The sequence below is a fragment of the Capnocytophaga ochracea DSM 7271 genome (genome assembly GCF_000023285.1).
Taxonomy (GTDB): Bacteria; Bacteroidota; Bacteroidia; order Flavobacteriales; family Flavobacteriaceae; genus Capnocytophaga; species Capnocytophaga ochracea.
The window spans coordinates 1,484,449-1,503,900 of record NC_013162.1 but is presented as its reverse complement, the minus strand read 5'-3'; the positions used below and the strand labels follow the sequence as shown (position 1 = coordinate 1,503,900).

Annotated in this window: 11 protein-coding genes; 8 read left to right on the top strand and 3 right to left on the bottom strand. The window is 39.5% G+C overall.

Translation table 11 applies throughout. The features are described from left to right. The first annotated feature begins 54 nt into the window (after positions 1-54). The 8 genes from COCH_RS06470 (at position 55) to purL (ending at position 15,653) form a co-directional block, all read left to right on the top strand. Entirely contained in the window at positions 55-594 is a 540-nt protein-coding gene (locus COCH_RS06470) for an RNA polymerase sigma factor (protein ID WP_015782442.1), read from the top strand. Between the two features lie 3 nt (positions 595-597). Continuing rightward, positions 598-1,284 carry an anti-sigma-K factor RskA gene (locus COCH_RS06465; protein ID WP_015782441.1) on the top strand — a complete coding sequence of 229 codons (687 nt, stop codon included), beginning with the start codon at positions 598-600 and terminating at the stop codon, positions 1,282-1,284. 14 nt (positions 1,285-1,298) lie between these two features. Beyond that, the gene (locus COCH_RS06460; protein WP_015782440.1) at positions 1,299-2,363 is read left to right on the top strand and encodes a TonB-dependent receptor; all 1,065 of its coding nucleotides are present in this window, start codon (positions 1,299-1,301) and stop codon (positions 2,361-2,363) included. 551 nt (positions 2,364-2,914) lie between these two features. After that, the gene (gene glgP, locus COCH_RS06455; protein WP_015782439.1) at positions 2,915-7,156 is read left to right on the top strand and encodes an alpha-glucan family phosphorylase; all 4,242 of its coding nucleotides are present in this window, start codon (positions 2,915-2,917) and stop codon (positions 7,154-7,156) included. Positions 7,157-7,360: 204 nt separating this feature from the next. Then, positions 7,361-8,731 (top strand): OmpA family protein, encoded by a 1,371-nt coding sequence (locus COCH_RS06450; RefSeq protein WP_015782438.1) that lies wholly within the window; start codon positions 7,361-7,363, stop codon positions 8,729-8,731. Positions 8,732-8,829: 98 nt separating this feature from the next. Next, on the top strand, positions 8,830-10,620 hold the full coding sequence (gene uvrC, locus COCH_RS06445) for an excinuclease ABC subunit UvrC (protein WP_015782437.1): 1,791 nt from the start codon (positions 8,830-8,832) through the stop codon (positions 10,618-10,620). 523 nt (positions 10,621-11,143) lie between these two features. After that, the gene (locus COCH_RS06440) at positions 11,144-11,941 is read left to right on the top strand and encodes a Fic family protein (RefSeq protein ID WP_015782435.1); all 798 of its coding nucleotides are present in this window, start codon (positions 11,144-11,146) and stop codon (positions 11,939-11,941) included. A 43-nt stretch (positions 11,942-11,984) separates the two neighbouring features. Further along, entirely contained in the window at positions 11,985-15,653 is a 3,669-nt protein-coding gene (gene purL, locus COCH_RS06435; RefSeq protein ID WP_015782434.1) for a phosphoribosylformylglycinamidine synthase, read from the top strand. A 236-nt stretch (positions 15,654-15,889) separates the two neighbouring features. Here purL and COCH_RS06430 read toward each other — a convergent pair whose 3' ends face one another. The 3 genes from COCH_RS06430 to COCH_RS06415 form a co-directional block, all read right to left on the bottom strand. Continuing rightward, positions 15,890-16,231 carry a hypothetical protein gene (locus COCH_RS06430; RefSeq protein WP_015782433.1) on the bottom strand — a complete coding sequence of 114 codons (342 nt, stop codon included), beginning with the start codon at positions 16,229-16,231 and terminating at the stop codon, positions 15,890-15,892. A gap of 419 nt (positions 16,232-16,650) precedes the next feature. Beyond that, a complete protein-coding gene (locus tag COCH_RS06420) occupies positions 16,651-16,905 on the bottom strand; it encodes a hypothetical protein (protein WP_015782430.1) in 255 nt (84 codons plus the stop codon). 1,192 nt (positions 16,906-18,097) lie between these two features. After that, the gene (locus tag COCH_RS06415; RefSeq protein WP_041546941.1) at positions 18,098-19,348 is read right to left on the bottom strand and encodes a hemolysin family protein; all 1,251 of its coding nucleotides are present in this window, start codon (positions 19,346-19,348) and stop codon (positions 18,098-18,100) included. Positions 19,349-19,452: the final 104 nt, after the last annotated feature.

Sequence of the window (19,452 nt, the reverse complement as noted above, 5' to 3'; positions counted from 1 at the left end):
ATCGTACTTAATTTGAACCTTAAAAAGAATAAATCATTCATCATTTAAAGAAAAATGCAAATCGACCATTGTCTCATCGAGAAAGCTCAGCGCAACGACCGCTTAGCGCAAAAGCAGTTGTACGACCAGTATGCTCCTGCTTTGCTGAGTGTGTGCAGGCTGTACATTAGTGATTTGCAATTCGCCGAAGATGCCCTACTGAAAGCCTTCTTCAAGATATTTACCAGTCTCTCTAAATATGAAGAACAAGAGCACTTCTATGCGTGGATACGCAGGATTACTGTAAATGAATGCATAGATTTTCTCAAAAGCAAAGCCCAAAAGCTATCCTTCACCGATTGGAGCGATACTTACGACACTATCGACGAGAGTGATTTAGACAATGAATCTTTTAACGATGAACAAATACAAGCCTTTATAGATAAACTTCCTTCTGCCTGTCGTACCATTTTTAACCTTTATGTGTTTGAAAATGAATCTCACAAGCAGATAGCAGAGAAGTTAGGAATTAGTGAAGGCACTTCTAAATCGCAATTGGCTTATGCCAAAAAACTTTTACAACAATACGTTACAAACTATAAAAAAAGAGCTTAAAAAATGTGGAAAGATAGCATACAACGCCTATTTAGGTATCGGAAAATCACCCCCTCACCTACCCTATGGGAACAGTTAGAGGCGCAATTAGCCGAGAGTGAAGCCCAACAAGCAAAGCACAAAAGCCGAAAAGTGTGGTATTACGCCATAGCTACCTGCTTGCTATTGTGCCTCGGGATAGGGTATTTGTTACAACAGCAACAAACCAATACAAGCCCTGAATATCAATCGCAGAAAGTAGTAGTTGTAACCACTGAAAAAGAAAACGTATCATCTGTTGATACTACTTTCACCCCTACTACGATAACCGAAACTCCCACAGTTCCCATAGTCCACAGGACTCTTACAACTTTACCAGCTACTAAGAGTTCCATAGCTTCTCCTGCCCTACTCGATATCAATGAGGTAGATACTCTTTTTGCCGAGTATACTGCTGATGCTATTGAAACCAGAATTACAAAACAGATGGAAAAGCAAATAACAGGGGATTTACAGCAACTATCGGCAGAAGATTTAGCTCTTATCGCTACTACTCAAGCTCAACTCAACCAATATGTAAATCAAAAATACGAGCAAGATGCTACTTTTAACACCATTGAAAGGGACTTGCTTAGAAACAGGGTAAAACTATTAGCTGAAAGGCTATTAAAAGAAGTAGGAACACGCGTTGTTTTAAACAATAAAGACTAAAAATAAATATCAAAATGAGAACATTACATTTTTTATGGGTGACTTGCTTGTTGGCGACAAGCGTCACCTTCGCACAAGACCATTCCAAAGAAGCTATCAAAAAATCGAAATACACGATAGACTCTATTGTATTTGCAGAAAAAGAAACGCTCAAAAAGAAACTTTCAGCCGTAAATCAGTTGCTCAAAGAGAAGAAAATCAGTGAAGAACTGAGTCAGCAGATGAAAGAAGAGCTCACGGCTACTACCGAGAAGAATATCAAAGAAAAGACGGCTGCTGAAGCCGAACATTTAGCGAAACTCATACGTGAAGGAGCGACATCAGCTTCCACAGAAACCCAAACCAATACGGTTACCACAGCTAAATCGGATGCGTATAAGCGCGCAATGGAAGAATTAGAAAATATTTTCCGCAAGAAGGAAGAGAAAAAAGTGAATACCAATCGTGCCTTAGACGAAATAGAGCTTTATATGGCAATAGGGTTTCACAACCTAAACAGTAGCAATGGCTTTGGTGATAATCGTTTTAAACCCTTAGGTTCTAAATCGTTTGAATTGGGCTTTACATCAGGGTTTCGCTTGCTTAAAACGAACAATTTGTTGCATATCAACTATGGAATTGCCTGGATGCACGACGGACTCAAATTCAAAGAGAGCGAGTACTTTGTAAGAGAAAACGGCGTAACAAAATCGGTGGAGTATACTGCTAATAAACTTAACAAATCGAAATTGCGCACCAATTACCTCATCGTGCCTGTAGACTTCGAATTTGATTTTACACCTCCTAAAACTAAGAACGGAGTAACCATTTACCCTGTTCACGACAGTTTCAGAGTAGGTTTTGGGGGTTATGTAGGGGTATCCATAGGCAACAGTCAGAAAATAAGATATGACGATGGTTCTATTCATAAAAATGTTATAAGAGAGGACTTAAATATCAGTCCTTGGGTATATGGGCTTTCGGCTCATTTAGGATATAAAGATTATGTGATTTATGCTCGATATAGCCTTGCTCCTCTTTTCCGCAACAATCCTGTAAACGAGTATCCTTTTTCTATAGGGATACGTTTTGGAGATTAAAAGATTTGTTTTATATCTCTTAGCTAAAATTTATTTTCTTGAAAATAGTATTATAATCAAAAAAAACTTTGTACCTTTGCAACGTTGCTTGTAAAGGTACTTTTTTTGTTTGGTATAAAAGCAGTCTTTTGGACAATTCAAAAGATATCGAAAAAGTTCGGAAGGAGATTGAAGGGATTTTTGATGAAAAAAGGGTATTGGAAGGGTGTACTTAGCTTATAGGAAGCTTATAGGAAGCTTATACGAATCTTGGACGATTGGTATAGAAAGGGTATATAATTAATTGATTAATAGTATAATACAACAATGTAAAAAATGGTAAAAACAGGGTTTCGAGGCGAAAGAAAAGGAATCCTCACCCCGTTCACATACTCTCCTATTCGGAGACTTCTCCCAAGGAGAGGGGGAATAGGGACGAGTGAGGAATGACGAAGGTAATATTAAAGAAGGAACTGAAATGAGAGGAAAGCGATTGAGAAATGGTATTGTTTGAAACTAATGATACATAAAACATCTAAAAATTGACAACTAACGACTAAACACTAAATATAATGAGTAATACAAAGAAAATTAATCCCGACTATGTGTTTGAAACCAGTTGGGAAGTATGTAACAAAGTAGGAGGTATTCACACAGTGATTACCACAAAAGCTCCGAGTATTGCGAAACAATTCAGAAGGAAATACATTCTGATTGGTCCCGATATTTGGCAACACAACGAAAATAAAGAATTTGTAGAAAACCCCGAACTCTTCAAATCGTGGCGTGCTAAAGCAGCTTCTGAGGGCTTGCGCGTGCGTGTGGGGAATTGGAAAATAGAAGGCAACCCCATAGTAATTCTCGTAGATTTCTCTCATTATGTAAGTGCTAAAAACGAGATTTTGCGCTATTATTGGGATAACTATAAGCTCGATTCTTACAACAGTCCGTGGGATTACGTAGAGTCGGTGCTTTTTGGTTATGCAGTAGGGAAGGTGATTGAGAGCTTTGTGAAGTTCAACACTGCTTCACGCGAAAACGTGATTTGCCATTTCCACGAATGGATGACCGGTAGTGCGCTACTCTATTTGGAAGAAGAAATGCCTAAAATAGGTTCGGTATTCACTACTCACGCTACCGTAGTAGGTCGTGCGATTGCCGGCAATGGTTATCCGCTCTACAACGATATGAAGAACTACAAACCCGAAGAAATGGCCTATCGGTTTGGGGTACAACACAAGCACTTCCTCGAAAAAGAAACTACCAAAGTAGCCGATTGCTTCACTACGGTAAGCGAAATTACTGCCCAAGAAGCGTTGCACTTCCTCAGTAGAAAAACTGATATCATCACGCCTAATGGCTTCAACGACGCCATAGTACCAGCTGAAAAAGATTTTGATAAGAAGCGTGCAGAAGCTAAACAGCGTCTTATCAGCGTAGCACAGGCTTTGGTAACCCAACCTATTAGCAAGGATACCAAAATTGTAGCTATCAGCGGTAGATATGAGTTCCGCAACAAAGGTATCGATGCCTTTATTGATGCCTTGGGAGCACTGAATAGGAATTCTAATAACAAGAAAGAGCTTTTGGCTTACATCTTAATTCCTACAGCTCACGATGCGCCTAACCAAGGATTGCTAAACAATTTGCACAACCCTCAGCAAACTACCGAAAACGAACAAAAGCACCTTACCCATATTCTCCCTGATGTGTATCACGATGTGATAATGACTCGTATTTATGAGCAACAGCTCTTCAATAGGAAGGAAGATAAGGTAAAAGTGATTTTCTGTCCAAGTTATCTCAATGGCAACGACGGGGTGTTCAACCTTTCTTATTACGACTTGCTCATCGGGTTAGACGGCACCGCTTTCCCATCGTACTACGAGCCTTGGGGCTATACACCGCTTGAAAGTTTAGCTTTTAAAGTACCTACCATTACCACTACTTTGGCAGGTTTTGGCAAGTGGGTGAACGATTATTACCCCGAAAAACAAAAAGCGATAGAAGTAGTACCGCGCACTGATAGCAACTACGGTGAGGTAGTAGGCGCAATTGCTAAGAATATTCAGAATTTATTAGACAGGAAAGAACAAGACTTCCAAGAGCTTCGCGAAACAGCAGGTAAAGTATCAGAAATCGCTCTGTGGAAGAACTTAGTACAATACTACATAAAATGTTATGAACTCACTCTTGAAAATATAGAGGACAGAGTGGAGAGTCTGCCTCCGGTAGAAACTGATGGAGTGGCATATTTAGAGAAATCGAAGGTGGTGAACACGCCTAACTGGCGCAGTGTGATTATCCACCGTGCAATTCCAGAAGCCTTGCAACCGCTCGAAGAACTCGCTAAAAACCTTTGGTGGTGCTGGAATGACGAGGCTTACGAAGTTTTTAAATACATAGATAAAGCCCAATGGATAGAAGTGCGTAAAAACCCTATTGCCTTGCTGGACAGCATCTCACTTACTCGTTATAAAGAATTGGAGCAAGATGCGGTATTTATGCGCAATCTTTCGAAAGTATATGGTGATTTCCAAGCCTATATGGCTAAGAAATCGGAGATGGTAAGTCCGTCTATCTCTTATTTTAGTATGGAATACGGCTTACATTCTTCCTTGAAGATTTATTCAGGAGGTTTGGGTATCTTGGCAGGCGATTACCTAAAAGAAGCCAGCGACAAGGCAACCAAAATCACTGGAGTAGGGTTGTTATACCGCTATGGTTATTTCACTCAAAAACTATCCTCAGCAGGTAACCAAGAAGCCGACTACGAAGCACAAGATTTCTCGAAGATACCGGTAACGCCTGTAACAGATGAGAGTGGAAAATGGTTGATTATATCAATAGATTTACCAGGTAGAACCCTATATGCACGTGTATGGCGTGTGGACGTAGGTCGTATAGAGCTTTATCTTCTCGACACCGATTTTGAGAACAACCGCGAAGACGACCGTTCTATCACCCACCACTTATATGGAGGCGACTGGGAAAACCGTCTTAAACAAGAAATGTTATTAGGTTTAGGAGGTATTAAGATGTTGCGCAAGCTAGGTATCGACAGTGATATTTACCACTGCAACGAAGGGCACGCTGCCTTTATAGGGTTGGAACGCCTCAGCGAGTATATCCAAAACGAGAACCTTACTTTCTCGGAAGCGATGGAAGTGGTGCGCGCTTCATCGCTCTTTACTACTCACACCCCAGTACCCGCAGGTCACGATGCTTTTGAAGAAGGCTTATTACGCGCTTATTTAGGAAATTACGCCGATATATTGCACGTGAATTGGGAACAAATACTCGCTTTGGGTAAAATAAACTTGCAAAACCCACACGAGAAATTCTCGATGAGTAACCTCGCAGCGAACCTTTCGCAAGAAGTAAACGGTGTGAGCTGGCTACACGGTGAGGTAAGTAAAGAAATCCTCAAAGACTTGTGGCCAGGTTATATGCCCGAAGAACTTCACGTTAGCTATGTAACCAATGGGGTACACCAACCTACGTGGACAGCTGGCTTGTGGAAAGAAGTAGAAAACGAGGTGTTTGGCAAAGACTACAAAACACATCACTACGACCCTAAGAGCTTTGAGGGCATCTATAAGGTATCTGACCAACGCGTGTGGGAAATCAAAACGGCTCTTCGTTCTAAGCTCTTGCGCCGTGTAGAACAAAAGCTGCGTTTAGAGAAGAACACCCCTTATTTCTCTCCACGTCAGTTAGTGGAAATCAAAGAGAACTTACGCGAAGATATCCTTACCATTGGTTTTGCACGTCGTTTTGCGACCTACAAACGCGCTCATTTGCTCTTTACCAATATAGAGCGTTTGGATAAAATAGTGAACAATCCTGAGCGTCCTGTACAGTTCATCTTTGCAGGGAAAGCCCACCCTGCCGATAAAGCAGGACAGGATTTGATTAAGAATATTGTGGAAATCTCTAAATTACCACAGTTCTTAGGTAAGATATTATTCGTTCCTAACTACGATATGGAGCTCGCGCGCCATATGGTACAAGGAGTAGATGTATGGATGAATACCCCTACACGTCCGCTAGAAGCCTCAGGAACCAGTGGTGAAAAAGCTGCGATGAACGGGGTAATGCACTTCAGCGTACTTGATGGTTGGTGGGTAGAAGGGTATCGGGAAGATGCCGGTTGGGCTCTCCCTATGGAACGCTCCTACGAAAACCAGCAGTATCAAGACGAAATGGATGCAGAGACGATTTACAACATTATTGAAGACGAGATAGCTCCTATATTCTATGATAAGAATAAAGATGGCATCTCATCACGCTGGTGTGCACTCATCAAGAATACCATTGCCAAAGTGGCGGTAAACTTTACCACTACTCGTATGCTCACTGATTACGAAAAGCAATACTATTACCCAATGACTGAGCGCGTAACCAAGATTAAAGACAATCACTTTGCAATCGCTATTGAACTTTCGAACTGGAAACGCAAAGTTACTCAAGAATGGGATAATATAAAGGTAGTGAGCTTTAAGGTACCTAATCGCAATGAGCAACTCATTTCTATTGGTAAGGTATACAAAGGTGAAATTACCTTAGAATTAGGAGAATTACGTCCTGAAGACGTAGGAGTAGAATTGGTAGTAGCCCAACATAAAGACGATAAGTTTAAAGTACTCTCGACAAGTGAGTTTACGGTAGTAGCTCAAGAAGGCAACAAAGCTACCTATCAATTGGAAATTGCCTCAGAATATCCAGGTGCTTTGCACTTAGCAATAAGAATTTTCCCTAAAAATAATTTATTGCCACACCGCCAAGATTTCGCTTTGGTAAAATGGCTATAACAAATAAATAAGTATTTCATTTTAAAGTATATACGAAGAAAATAAGCAAATATATAAAGTTTAAAAAACCTCTATTTTGGAGAGATTAAAAAGAATAAGAAATGTTAAAATTAATAAAAAAATATCTCTAAAATGATTTTGTATTAAAATAATACTTATATTTGCACCAAAATTAAAATAGTAATCAAAATTCATTTTTTAAGTATGAAGAAAATCAAAGTAACTTTATTTGCTTTGGCTGCTGCTTTTTCAGTGGCAGTTCAAGCACAAGATGAAGACAGTCCTTGGCAAATAGGATTTGGAGTGAACTCCGTTGATATTCGTACCCCTGATGCATTCGGGGACTTAATGAAAGACTGGGGAGGGCCAAGCGATATCAATATCCTTCCAGCAGTTTCTCGTCTTTCAGTAGGTAGATATATCGGAGCTGGTTTTTCTGCTGAATTATCAGGTTCTTTAAACAAAATCGAAAAAGGATTCGGTTATGACAAAGATCTTGATAACAAAGTAGATTTTTCTTTCTGGTCTGCAGACTTAGCGTTGCAATACCACTTTAAATCTCTTTGGAACAAAGAGAAAGTAAAATGGTTTGACCCATTCTTACAAGTAGGTGGTGGTTATGCCGCTATTGACAACGAAGGTAAATTCCGCGCCTTAGGTGGTGGTGGTGTAAACTTTTGGTTTACCGAAAACATCGGTATTAACTTGCAGACAGCTTACCACCCTACTTTCAAATCTGATTCACAAGAGGATTACTTCCAACACGCTGCCGGTATTACCATTAAATTTGGTAAAAAAGACCGCGATAAAGATGGTGTAGCTGACAAAGATGACCTTTGCCCTGATGAACCAGGTAAACCAGAATTGAAAGGTTGCCCAGACCGCGATAATGACGGTGTAGCTGATAAAGACGACGCTTGTCCTGATGAAGCTGGTAAACCAGAATTAAAAGGTTGCCCAGACAGAGACAATGATGGTATCGCTGATAAAGATGATGCTTGTCCTGATGAAGCTGGTCCAGCTGAATTTAACGGATGCCCTGATACTGATGGTGATGGTGTGCCAGATAACGTAGACCAATGTAAAGACGTAGCTGGTCCTAAAGAAAACAACGGTTGTCCTTGGCCTGATACTGATGGTGACGGTGTTCTTGATAAAGATGACGAATGCGTAGACGTACCTGGTCCTGCTTCAAACAACGGTTGTCCTGAAGTAACTGAAGAAGTTCAAAAGAAATTGAACGACTTTGCACGCACTATCTTGTTTGATGTAAACAAAGCTACTATCAGACCTCAATCAGCAACTGTATTGAACCAAATCGTTGACGTATTGAACCAATACAAGAACGCTAAATTCTCTATTGAGGGTTACACTGACATCAGTGGTAAGAGAGATAAGAACCAAAAATTATCAGAGAATAGAGCTTACTCTGTTAAAGCTTATTTGATTGAAAAAGGTATCGATGAAGGTCGTTTGACTGCAAAAGGTTTCGGTCCTGATAAACCAATCGCTTCTAACAAAACTAAGAAAGGTAGAGAGCTCAACCGTCGTGTTGAAATCAACTTAGTAAAATAGTTGTTTCTCTAACCCTTTTGTTACACATAAAAAGAGGTTGCCCGTAAGGACAACCTCTTTTTAATTATTAATTGTCAGTTATTAATTACTAATTGTTTATGTTTCCTTCTATCGAAATTCAATTGCAAACCTTACCTAATAATCCTGGTGTCTATCAGTTTTACGATGCTACGGACACGCTTATTTATGTAGGGAAAGCCGTCAATTTGAAAAAGCGCGTTTCTTCTTATTTCCAAAAGGAACACGACAGTGCCAAAACACGTATTTTGGTGAGGAAAATTGTGCGTATAGAACACATAGTCGTAGCTACCGAGAGTGATGCATTACTACTCGAAAACAACCTTATCAAGAAATACCAACCGCGCTATAACATTCTCCTAAAAGACGACAAGAGCTATCCTTGGATATGTGTGAAGAAAGAACGATTTCCACGCGTATTCTCTACGCGTAGAGTAGTAAAAGACGGTTCGCTGTACTTTGGCCCTTATACCAGTATGAAAACCGTACACACACTTTTAGATTTGATAAAAGAGCTCTTCGCTTTGCGCAATTGTAATTACGATTTATCTCCGCAAAACATCGCTAACCACAAGTTTAAAGTGTGCTTGGAATATCATCTGAAAAATTGTAAAGGGCCTTGTGAAGGATACCAAAACGAAGCAGATTACAACCAGAATATTCAGCAGATTGTAGAAATCCTCAAAGGGAATTTCAAAGATGCGTTACATCAGTTTAAGGAGGAGATGATGGCACTGGCTTCGGAAATGCGGTTTGAAGAAGCACATCTCATCAAGCAAAAGATACAGAGTTTAGAGAACTATCAGGCAAAATCGACCATCGTAAGTAGTAAAATTAGCAATGTAGATGTATTTTCTATCGTTTCGGACGAAGAGTACGGTTATGTAAATTTCCTACAAGTAGCCTACGGAGCGATTGTGAGAGCTCATACTTTGGAGATTAAAAAGAAATTGGAAGAAACCGATAGAGAGCTCTTGGAATACGCTATTATTGATATTCGTGAACGTTTCTTCTCTAATTCCAAAGAGATTATTGTGCCTTTTGAGGTTACTCTTTCAGAAGGATTACAAGCGACCATTCCTAAGGCAGGTGAGAAAAAACAACTCTTAGACCTATCGATGCGCAATGCTAAACACTTCCGTCAAGATAGATTCAAACAGGAGAAAATAGTAGACCCCGAACGCCATACGAACCGTATTCTCACCCAGATGCAACGCGACTTGCATCTCTCTGTCCCACCGGTGCATATTGAGTGCTTTGACAACTCGAATATTCAGGGTACGAACCCCGTATCGGCGTGTGTAGTATTTAAGAATGCAAAGCCCAGCAAGAAAGACTATCGTCATTTTAACGTGAAAACAGTAGAAGGCCCTAACGATTTTGCCTCGATGGAAGAGGCCGTGTATAGACGTTATCGAAGATTGTTGGACGAGGAGCAACCTCTGCCACAACTGATTGTAATAGACGGCGGGAAGGGACAATTATCTTCGGCATTAAAAGCCTTGGAGCAATTAGAACTGCGCGGAAAGATAGCTATTATAGGTATTGCGAAGCGTTTGGAAGAAATATATTTCCCTGAGGATAGTATTCCATTGTATTTAGACAAGCGTTCGGAAACCTTGCGAGTGATACAGCAGTTACGTGATGAAGCTCACCGTTTTGGGATTACCTTCCACCGGAAAAAGAGGAGTAAATCGGCAATTGTATCGGAGCTTGATGGAGTAGAGGGCATAGGAGAAAAGACTAAAGAAACACTCTTGCAACATTTTAAATCAGTAAAACGCATAAGAGAAGCTACTTTAGAGGAACTTACCCAAGTAGCAGGTTTTAGAGGTAAGAAAGTATATGAATATTTTCAGAGTCATAAATAAAAACGAAGGCTTTATTTGTTGCTAATTACAATTTGTTTCATACCTTTGGAGCAAGTTCTATTATAGAAATAATCTATGGCGAAAGCAGTAGACAGCTTAGCTGTAATAGCTTTATAATCAAACGTTATTCAGAGCTAAGACGAATAAAAGACGGTGCGAGCCACGCGGGCAGATAAAAAATGAACGAAGAAAAGACGAACAAACAACGAACAAACAACGAACAAAAGATGAAGAACAGTGGTACAAATCTGGGTTCTTAGAGGTATATAATGAGTACTTTTGCTATAAAAATAATTTATTCTTTTAATTAGAAAGTTTTTAATATATTATTCATAATTATTTCGTATCTTTGTCGCAAGTTTCATCTTAGAAAAAATACCTATGAAAAAACTAGGTATGGTAGCTCTTTTAGCAATGGTAATGGTAGCTTGCAACAACAGCACCAACGCAACGCAAAGCACTGAAAAAGAAACCTCTATTATTATATGATAAAGTAGCGGATAAAGGGAAAGAATGAATAACTATGAAAGTCTCTGAAGCAATTAGTATCACAGATAAATTATTTGAGCTCTACAAAAAAAAGATAGAGGTAAACATTCCTCTATCTCTCTCAAAAATAAAAGAAATACCTCTTACAAAGGAGAGTTTTCAGTTCTATACGGCTGTTTCTTCTATGGCTTCTTCGAAAATTGAAGGAGAAGTATTAGACATCGATAGCTATTTGAAACATAAATTAAATGGAGTAATTTATCAAAAAAACTTAGTTGAAAAACCTAATGATGTATTTGCTGCCTACACTTTTGCTCAGAACTCCCCCCTTACTGTTGCTAACTTACTGAAAGCGCATAAAATTATTACAAAGAATTTGCTAACCGCCAGTTCACAAGGAAAAGTGCGTACTTCGGATATGATTATACGCGATGTGGCAAAAGGAATCGTTATCTATGAAGCCTGCGCTAAGGAAGAAGTGAAAAGTGAGTTTGACGCTTTTTGTAATTTCTTAGAAGAGCTCATAAAACGAACATTATCTGTACAGGAAACGTTCTTCTATGCCTCATTATTGCACTTATTTTTAGTAAAGATACACCCTTTTGACGATGGTAACGGGCGTACAGCGCGCTTGCTCGAAAAATGGTTCTTAGCTGAAAAAATAGGTAAAAATGCTTGGTTTATACCCTCTGAAATGAATTATTGGGAACAGCGTGAAACTTACTACAAGAATATAGCTCTGTTAGGGTTCTTTTACGAAAAACTGAATTATAATAACAGCATACCTTTCTTACTAATGCTACCTAACTTTTTGAAAAATACTACTCAATAACTGAATTATTAATTGTTAATTGCTAATCGTTAATTGGATAATAATGCTTCTTTTCTTTAAAAACCCCAAAAACACTATCTATGTGGTAGCGACCGAAGCTACCCTTACTGAGACCGACCTCAACAAACTGAAATGGCTGTTTGGCAATGCCCAGCAACTCCCCTCCCCTACCCTTAGCGGTACTTTCATCGGACCCCGTGCGGCGATGATTACCCCTTGGAGTACCAATGCGGTAGAAATTACCCAAAATATGGACATTCACGGGATTACCCGCATCGAGGAGTTTCACGAGGTAACCGACCCCAATACGCCTTTCGACCCTATGCTCTTTGAGCGATACAACGATCTTACCCAAGATAGTTTTACTATCGATATTCAACCGCAAACAACACTCGAAATCGATGATATCGAGGCATATAACCAGCAAGAAGGACTTGCGCTAAGCGCCGAAGAAGTTGCCTATCTGCAAAATCTCTCTCAACAACTCGGGCGCAAACTCACCGACTCGGAAGTGTTTGGCTTCTCGCAAATCAACTCCGAACACTGCCGCCATAAAATCTTCAACGGCACTTTTGTTATCGACGGTGAGGAAAAACCTTCTACCCTCTTCAAACTCATTAAAAAGACATCACTAGAACACCCTAATAGCATTGTTTCGGCTTATAAGGACAATGTAGCTTTCATCAAAGGGGCTACCGTCGACCAATTCGCACCCAAAAGTGCCGATAAACCTGATTTCTACGAGGTGAAACCTTTTGAGGCAGTGCTCTCACTCAAAGCCGAAACCCACAACTTCCCCACTACGGTAGAGCCTTTCAACGGGGCTGCTACAGGTTCGGGAGGTGAAATACGCGACCGTCTTGCTGGCGGACAAGGTTCTTTGCCTTTGGCAGGGACGGCTGTGTATATGACGGCTTACCCTCGCTTAGAAGAAGACCGCCCTTGGGAAAAAGGAATGGCAGAACGCCAATGGTTGTACCAAACGCCAATGGATATCCTCATCAAAGCCTCTAACGGGGCAAGCGATTTTGGTAATAAGTTTGGGCAACCGCTCATTACGGGCTCACTCTTCACCTTTGAACACGAAGAAGGCGGACGCAAATTAGGCTTTGACAAAGTGATTATGCAAGCAGGAGGCGTGGGGTATGCCAAAGCTTCACAAGCCATAAAGCACACCCCCAAGGAAGGCGACAAAATAGTTATCTTGGGCGGTGAAAACTACCGCATCGGGATGGGAGGTGCGGCAGTATCATCGGCTAATACGGGGGCTTTTGGCGCAGGTATTGAGCTCAATGCAGTACAGCGTTCTAACCCCGAAATGCAAAAACGCGCTGCCAATGCTATCCGCGCAATGGTAGAATCGGACGAGAATCCTATCGTTTCTATACACGACCACGGGGCTGGCGGACACCTCAACTGCCTTTCAGAACTCATAGAAGAAACCGGTGGTAAAATCGACTTAGACAAACTGCCCGTAGGCGACCCTACCCTATCGGACAAGGAAATTATAGGTAACGAATCACAAGAGCGTATGGGATTGGTATTGCCCGAAAAGGCTATTGCTAAACTGAAAACCATTGCCGACCGCGAGCGTGCGCCTATGTACGAAGTGGGTGTGGTTACCAGCGACAAGCATTTCAGCATTGCCTCTGCAAAAAAAGGTACCCACCCAATGGATTTAGACCTTAGCGCGCTCTTTGGTAGTTCGCCAAAAACGGTAATGACCGATGAAACAGTAATTACTAACTACGAAGAGTTACACTACTATGCAAGTCAGTTACAGAACTATTTGGTACAAGTACTCCAATTAGAAAGTGTGGCTTGTAAAGACTGGCTTACTAACAAGGTAGACCGTTGTGTAGGGGGCAAAGTCGCCAAACAACAATGTGTAGGCGCACTACAACTTCCCTTGAACAACGTTGGGGTTATGGCTTTAGACTACAATGGCAAAGAAGGAATCGCTACCAGCATAGGTCATTCGCCTCTTACAGCACTCATCAGTCCTACCGCAGGCAGTCGCAATGCCATTGCCGAAGCATTGACTAACATTGTTTGGGCGCCACTAAAAGACGGCTTGCAAAGTGTATCGCTATCCGCCAACTGGATGTGGGCGTGCCGCAATAAAGGAGAAGACGCGCGTTTGTACGAAGCTGTAGAAGCCGCTTCTAATTTCGCAATTGAATTGGGTATCAATATCCCTACCGGTAAAGATTCCCTATCAATGAAACAAAAATACCCCGAAGGAGGTGATGTGATTGCCCCTGGTACGGTAATTATTTCGGCGGCTGCCCATTGTACTGACGTGCAAAAAGTAGTTGAACCTGTATTGAAACGCAATGGAGGCAACATTTATTATATCAACTTCTCAAGCGCTCATTTTGAATTAGGAGGTTCGGCTTTTGCCCAAGTATTAAACAAAATAGGCGACAAAGCCCCTACCGTAACAGATGCTGAAGGCTTTAAAATAGCTTTCAACGTATTACAATCACTGATAAAAGAAGGAAAAATACAAGCAGGACACGACATTGGTAGCGGCGGACTTATCACAACGCTCTTAGAGATGTGCTTTGCAGAAAACGACTTAGGGGCTACCATTGATTTGAGCGGACTTTCAGCCGATGAAGACCTTATCAAAACCCTTTTTGCTGAAAATGCAGGGGTAGTAATTCAAGCCGATAGCAGTGTTGAAGCTACTTTAGAAGAAAACTTCTTAGAATGGGCTAATATAGGCGAAGTAACTATTTCACAAGAACTTACTATTCACCATTTCGGAAAATCATACCATTTCAATATCCCCGAATTGCGCGATGTGTGGTACCTCACTTCTTATCTGTTAGATAAACAACAAACGCAAAATGACAAGGCGACCGAGCGTTATCAAAACTACTCTGAACAGCCTCTACAATACACTTTCCCAGCGCATTTCACGGGTGAAAAACCCGCACGCCCCGCAGGCAAACGCCCTATAGCGGCAGTGATACGCGAAAAGGGTAGCAATTCCGAGCGCGAAATGGCAAATGCCCTATACTTAGCAGGCTTTGATGTGAAAGACGTGCATACCACCGACCTTATCAGCGGACGTGAAACCTTAGAAGATGTACAATTTATAGGGGCTGTAGGTGGTTTCTCTAATTCCGATGTCTTAGGTAGTGCCAAAGGTTGGGCAGGTGCTTTGCTCTACAACGAGCAAGCTAAAAAAGCGTTAGACAACTTCTTTGCCCGACCCGACACCCTTTCAGTAGGTATCTGCAATGGCTGTCAGTTGTTTATGGAGTTAGAAGTCATCAACCCTGAGCACGCAGAACACGGTAAAATGTGGCATAACGATAGTGGCAAGCACGAAAGTGGCTTTGTATCGGTAAGCATTCCAGAGAACAACTCGGTGATGCTCTCCTCTCTTGCAGGCAGTACCTTAGGGGTATGGATATCACACGGCGAAGGAAAATTCCACTTGCCATTGGCAGAAACCGAATATAATATCGTAGGTAAATACGCTTATCAGGAGTACCCTGCCAACCCTAATGGCTCTGATTACAACACGGCTATGTTATGCGACAAAACAGGGCGACATTTGGTAACGATGCCTCACATAGAGCGTTCAGTTTTTCCTTGGCAATGGGCGTACTATCCGAGTGAAAAAACAGCAGTTAGTCCTTGGTTAGAGGCGTTTATCAATGCCCGCAAGTGGATTGAAGCACGTAATGCCAAATAAAAATGGTAAACAAAATCTTAAAAAAATAAGTGCGCAAGTATTAAATTTACGCTAAAAAGGGGCTCCATAAGCCCCTTTTATATTAAACTTTTGTTAAACTTAAAAATACGCTTGACAAGTACTGTTTTATTCGTACCTTTGCGTCGCAATGAGGGTGGTAGCTCATTGTAAACTTCAAATAATAGTTTTCATAATTTAAAGTTTTGGTTGGTTAATGAAGAAGTCCGATAATTCTTTTATCGGACTTTCTTTTTTAATTCTTGCAACACTTCTTCTAAATCAACAGAAAAAGAAGGTAATTGTATTGTAATAGTACTGAAAGGGCAATTACCTTTTAGCTTCTTTGTGATATGGATATGCAAGGCATTGGCTTTCAATTCAAACACTACATCTTGGCACAAGGCATAAATATAATGAGTTTGTTCATTGTATTCAAAATAGAGTTCTTCTTCATAAGCTAATCTACTTATAGAAAAATATTGCTTCTTATTTACAAAAGTTATTTGCAAAAGTTCTCCCCAAGATGCACGAGGGTTGAGTTCTATTTCTTCAGAGGTAAAAAGTAAGGATTCGGTCATAAAATTATTTTGTTAATCTACTATTTTTAAAAGAACTTCTTTACATCAGCATTCCCAATGCTGTGAGCCAACGAATGGGCACTTACATTGTAGTTATTAGCTAAATTCTGCCGTAATCATTTTCATTTTGTAACTAAAAAACTACTCTAAAGGTTTTTGCTTGGTGCTTCTAAAAAATTTTATTACAATTAGATTTTCTTCTTCTATAAAATCGTAATACAAAGCAAACTTCCCTTTCATAATTAGTATTTTATATAATTTAACCTCTTCTACAAATTTTGAAAGTAACATAGGATTTTCTTTTAGAAAAACTTCAGTTTTTCTACCTCATCAATAATTTTATTGGAATAATCGTTATTACAATTTCGTTTACTCCAATAGCGAAGTGTATCAAGCTTTCAATAGCCTCATTAGTCCAATTAATTTCCATACTCAGCCCTTAGCATTTTAAAAACTTCTTCACTCTTTACCATTTTTCCCTCTTTAGCTTGCTGATGTGATAAGGCTATTCTTTTTAATTCTTCTTCTGTAAACTCATCATCGGAATCATATTGTTTTATGATTTTCAACATAGTATTATATTCATTTATAGGAACTATAGCTGATACTGTTCTTCCATTACTATCGGTTATAAACTGGATATTTGGATTCTGTGTTAATACTGCAATACTCATAATTCTATTATTTTTTTACAAAGATACTGATTCTTTCCTGAAAAGCAAGAAGATTTTTAAATTTTAGACTTGAGGAATCTCAAAGAGACTTAGAAAATATCAGAAAAACTTTGAGATATCAGAAATGGATTTGGACTTCCGGAAGATAACGAAGAAGTTCGAAGGGGGTGAGTTAGGTAAAAGGTGAAAGATGAAAGGTAAAATGGGTATGCTTAGCTTATAGAGAGCTTATAGGAAGCTTATACGAATCTTGGACGATTGGTATAGAAAGGGTATATAAATGGTTGATAATGAATAGCTAAAAATGAAGAATAAAATGGATTTTTGAGGGAAATAAATCGACAAATAAGGAAAGTTAAGAGGAAGATAAGACGATGGTTTTAAGAACTGAAGAAATAGAATAATATCAATCATCTTGTTTAGTGTGAATTTTGATACTGCTTCTTTTTCGTGCGAGAGAAAACTGAAAATGAGCCGTGTAAAATGAGAATATTATACAGGTTAATCGTGTAGCGTATACACAAAATGAAGATTTTAGGGATATTGAAGTAAAGAATCTAAAATAGTGTTAGGTATTGATAATAAGCTATTTAAGTGTAAAAAAGGCTACTTTATCATTTTTGGCACGCTATTTTCAATATAGATGGTGTAAGTTTGACAGACGGGATGTTAGTAAAACTTGCAAGTGCATTTAAATCATAATAAATGATGACACTAAAAATTGCTTGAAAAAACTGAATTAAACAAAATTACTGAAAAATTGCTATAAGAAACATTGTTAGATAAAAATTATTCATTGAAACAAGATTTTGAGAAGACACAGAGATTGCTAAAATAAACATTGTTAATCAAAATTACTATAAGAAACATTGAATCATTAAAGCAAAGACTGAAAAAACTAAATTACAAAGTCATTTATTAGGCTATTTAAAGACAAAATTTTATGAGAAAAAACAAATACTTTTAAGTTCATAAAATTTTATCAACTTAAAAGTATTCATTTTGGAGTTAGTAGTAGTATTTATATGCATTGTGAAAAAAGACTCTTCCGAAAGGGAGGGTCTTTTTTTAATAGTTAATGATTAGTGATTAATAGTTAATAAGGTATTGCAGTAATCCTTTTGCGACTCCGTACCTCTCTTCTTTAACAGGAGTTGATATATTATTTTTAAAGGGGATTAATCACTTTTCGCTATTCGTTATTCACGGTAAGTCTTACGGTTTCTATTTTAGTCTGTGAGCAGGCTTCGATAGTGAAGGTAAAAGGAGGGATTTCTATCACTTCGCCTTGAGTAGGAATTCCTTCGTTATGAAGCACTATAAAACCTCCAAGTGTTTCGTATTCCTCGCTTTCTGGGATATCCAAATGATAAGTTTCATTGAGGTATTCGACCTCCAAACGCGCTGAAAAAAGGTATTCAGTATCGGATATTTGTTCTTCTATAAACTTATCTTTGTCGTGCTCGTCTTCTATTTCGCCAAAGAGTTCTTCTACGATATCTTCTAAGGTTACAATGCCCGAAGTACCACCATACTCATCGAGCACTACTGCCATACTCTTGCGTTTGCGGGTGAGAATGTTTAGTACTTCGTTTATCTGGATAGTTTCAGGGATATTCACAATAGGAATAAGCACTTCCTTGATGGCTTTTGGTTTCTTGAACATATCGAAAGAGTGCACGTAACCCAAAATATCATCTATATTTTCGTTGTATATCAATATTTTGGAAAACCCTGATGATACAAAGGTAGCAATAAGATTTTCAATAGATTCATTGAGCTCCACGGCTACTATTTCAGTACGCGGAATCATTATTTCACGTGCTTTTACGCCCGAGAACTCCAAGGCGTTTTGGAACATCTGCACCTCACTATCTACCTCTTCTTTTTTAGGAGCGTTTTCCATCTGTTCGGAGATATAATCTACCAGCTCTACTTTAGAGAACGAAAGAGGCACATAATCGCCTTTCGTTTTGAAGAATACGCGTAAGACAAAATCGGATATCCACATCACAAAGCTGGAAAACGGATAGAACAGCAGATAGAAAAAGTACGCAGGAATAGCAAATACTTTCAGGAGTTGGTTTGCATAAATCTGGAAGAACACTTTGGGCATAAACTCTGCCGTGATGAGAATTATGAGGGTAGAGATAATGGTATGCCAAAGCACATTTTGGAAGAAAGGAGGCAGAAGAACTGTCATTACCTTACCCATTTCAAACCCATACACTACAAGGGCTACGTTATTGCCCACAAGCATAGTAGCCAGCAGTTTAGAAGGCTTTCGGGTGAGTTTGGTAAGCACATTAGCAATCACTCCTTCTTGCTTTTTAAGGATTTCTACGTGTACTTTGTTAGACGACACGTAAGCGATTTCAAACCCCGAAAAGAAGGCTGAAAGCACGAGTGTAGTAAGAATAATTATTACAGAAATAGGCTCCATAAGGGTATAATAGAAAAAGGCAGTCGCTACCAACTGCCTTTTATATAAGTGCAACATTTGTTATAATAGCTAAGCTGAGTGCAAGTTTCTTCATTAGTGATTCT

Excerpts from the sequence above, each read along its gene's own strand:
- glgP (WP_015782439.1), top strand. The coding sequence starts at position 2,915 with ATGAGTAATACAAAGAAAATTAATCCCGACTATGTGTTTGAAACCAGT.
- COCH_RS06450 (WP_015782438.1), top strand. The coding sequence starts at position 7,361 with ATGAAGAAAATCAAAGTAACTTTATTTGCTTTGGCTGCTGCTTTTTCA.
- COCH_RS06430 (WP_015782433.1), bottom strand. The coding sequence starts at position 16,231 with ATGACCGAATCCTTACTTTTTACCTCTGAAGAAATAGAACTCAACCCT.
- purL (WP_015782434.1), top strand. The coding sequence starts at position 11,985 with ATGCTTCTTTTCTTTAAAAACCCCAAAAACACTATCTATGTGGTAGCG.
- COCH_RS06420 (WP_015782430.1), bottom strand. The coding sequence starts at position 16,905 with ATGAGTATTGCAGTATTAACACAGAATCCAAATATCCAGTTTATAACC.
- COCH_RS06465 (WP_015782441.1), top strand. The coding sequence starts at position 598 with ATGTGGAAAGATAGCATACAACGCCTATTTAGGTATCGGAAAATCACC.
- uvrC (WP_015782437.1), top strand. The coding sequence starts at position 8,830 with ATGTTTCCTTCTATCGAAATTCAATTGCAAACCTTACCTAATAATCCT.
- COCH_RS06470 (WP_015782442.1), top strand. The coding sequence starts at position 55 with ATGCAAATCGACCATTGTCTCATCGAGAAAGCTCAGCGCAACGACCGC.
- COCH_RS06415 (WP_041546941.1), bottom strand. The coding sequence starts at position 19,348 with ATGGAGCCTATTTCTGTAATAATTATTCTTACTACACTCGTGCTTTCA.
- COCH_RS06440 (WP_015782435.1), top strand. The coding sequence starts at position 11,144 with ATGAAAGTCTCTGAAGCAATTAGTATCACAGATAAATTATTTGAGCTC.
- COCH_RS06460 (WP_015782440.1), top strand. The coding sequence starts at position 1,299 with ATGAGAACATTACATTTTTTATGGGTGACTTGCTTGTTGGCGACAAGC.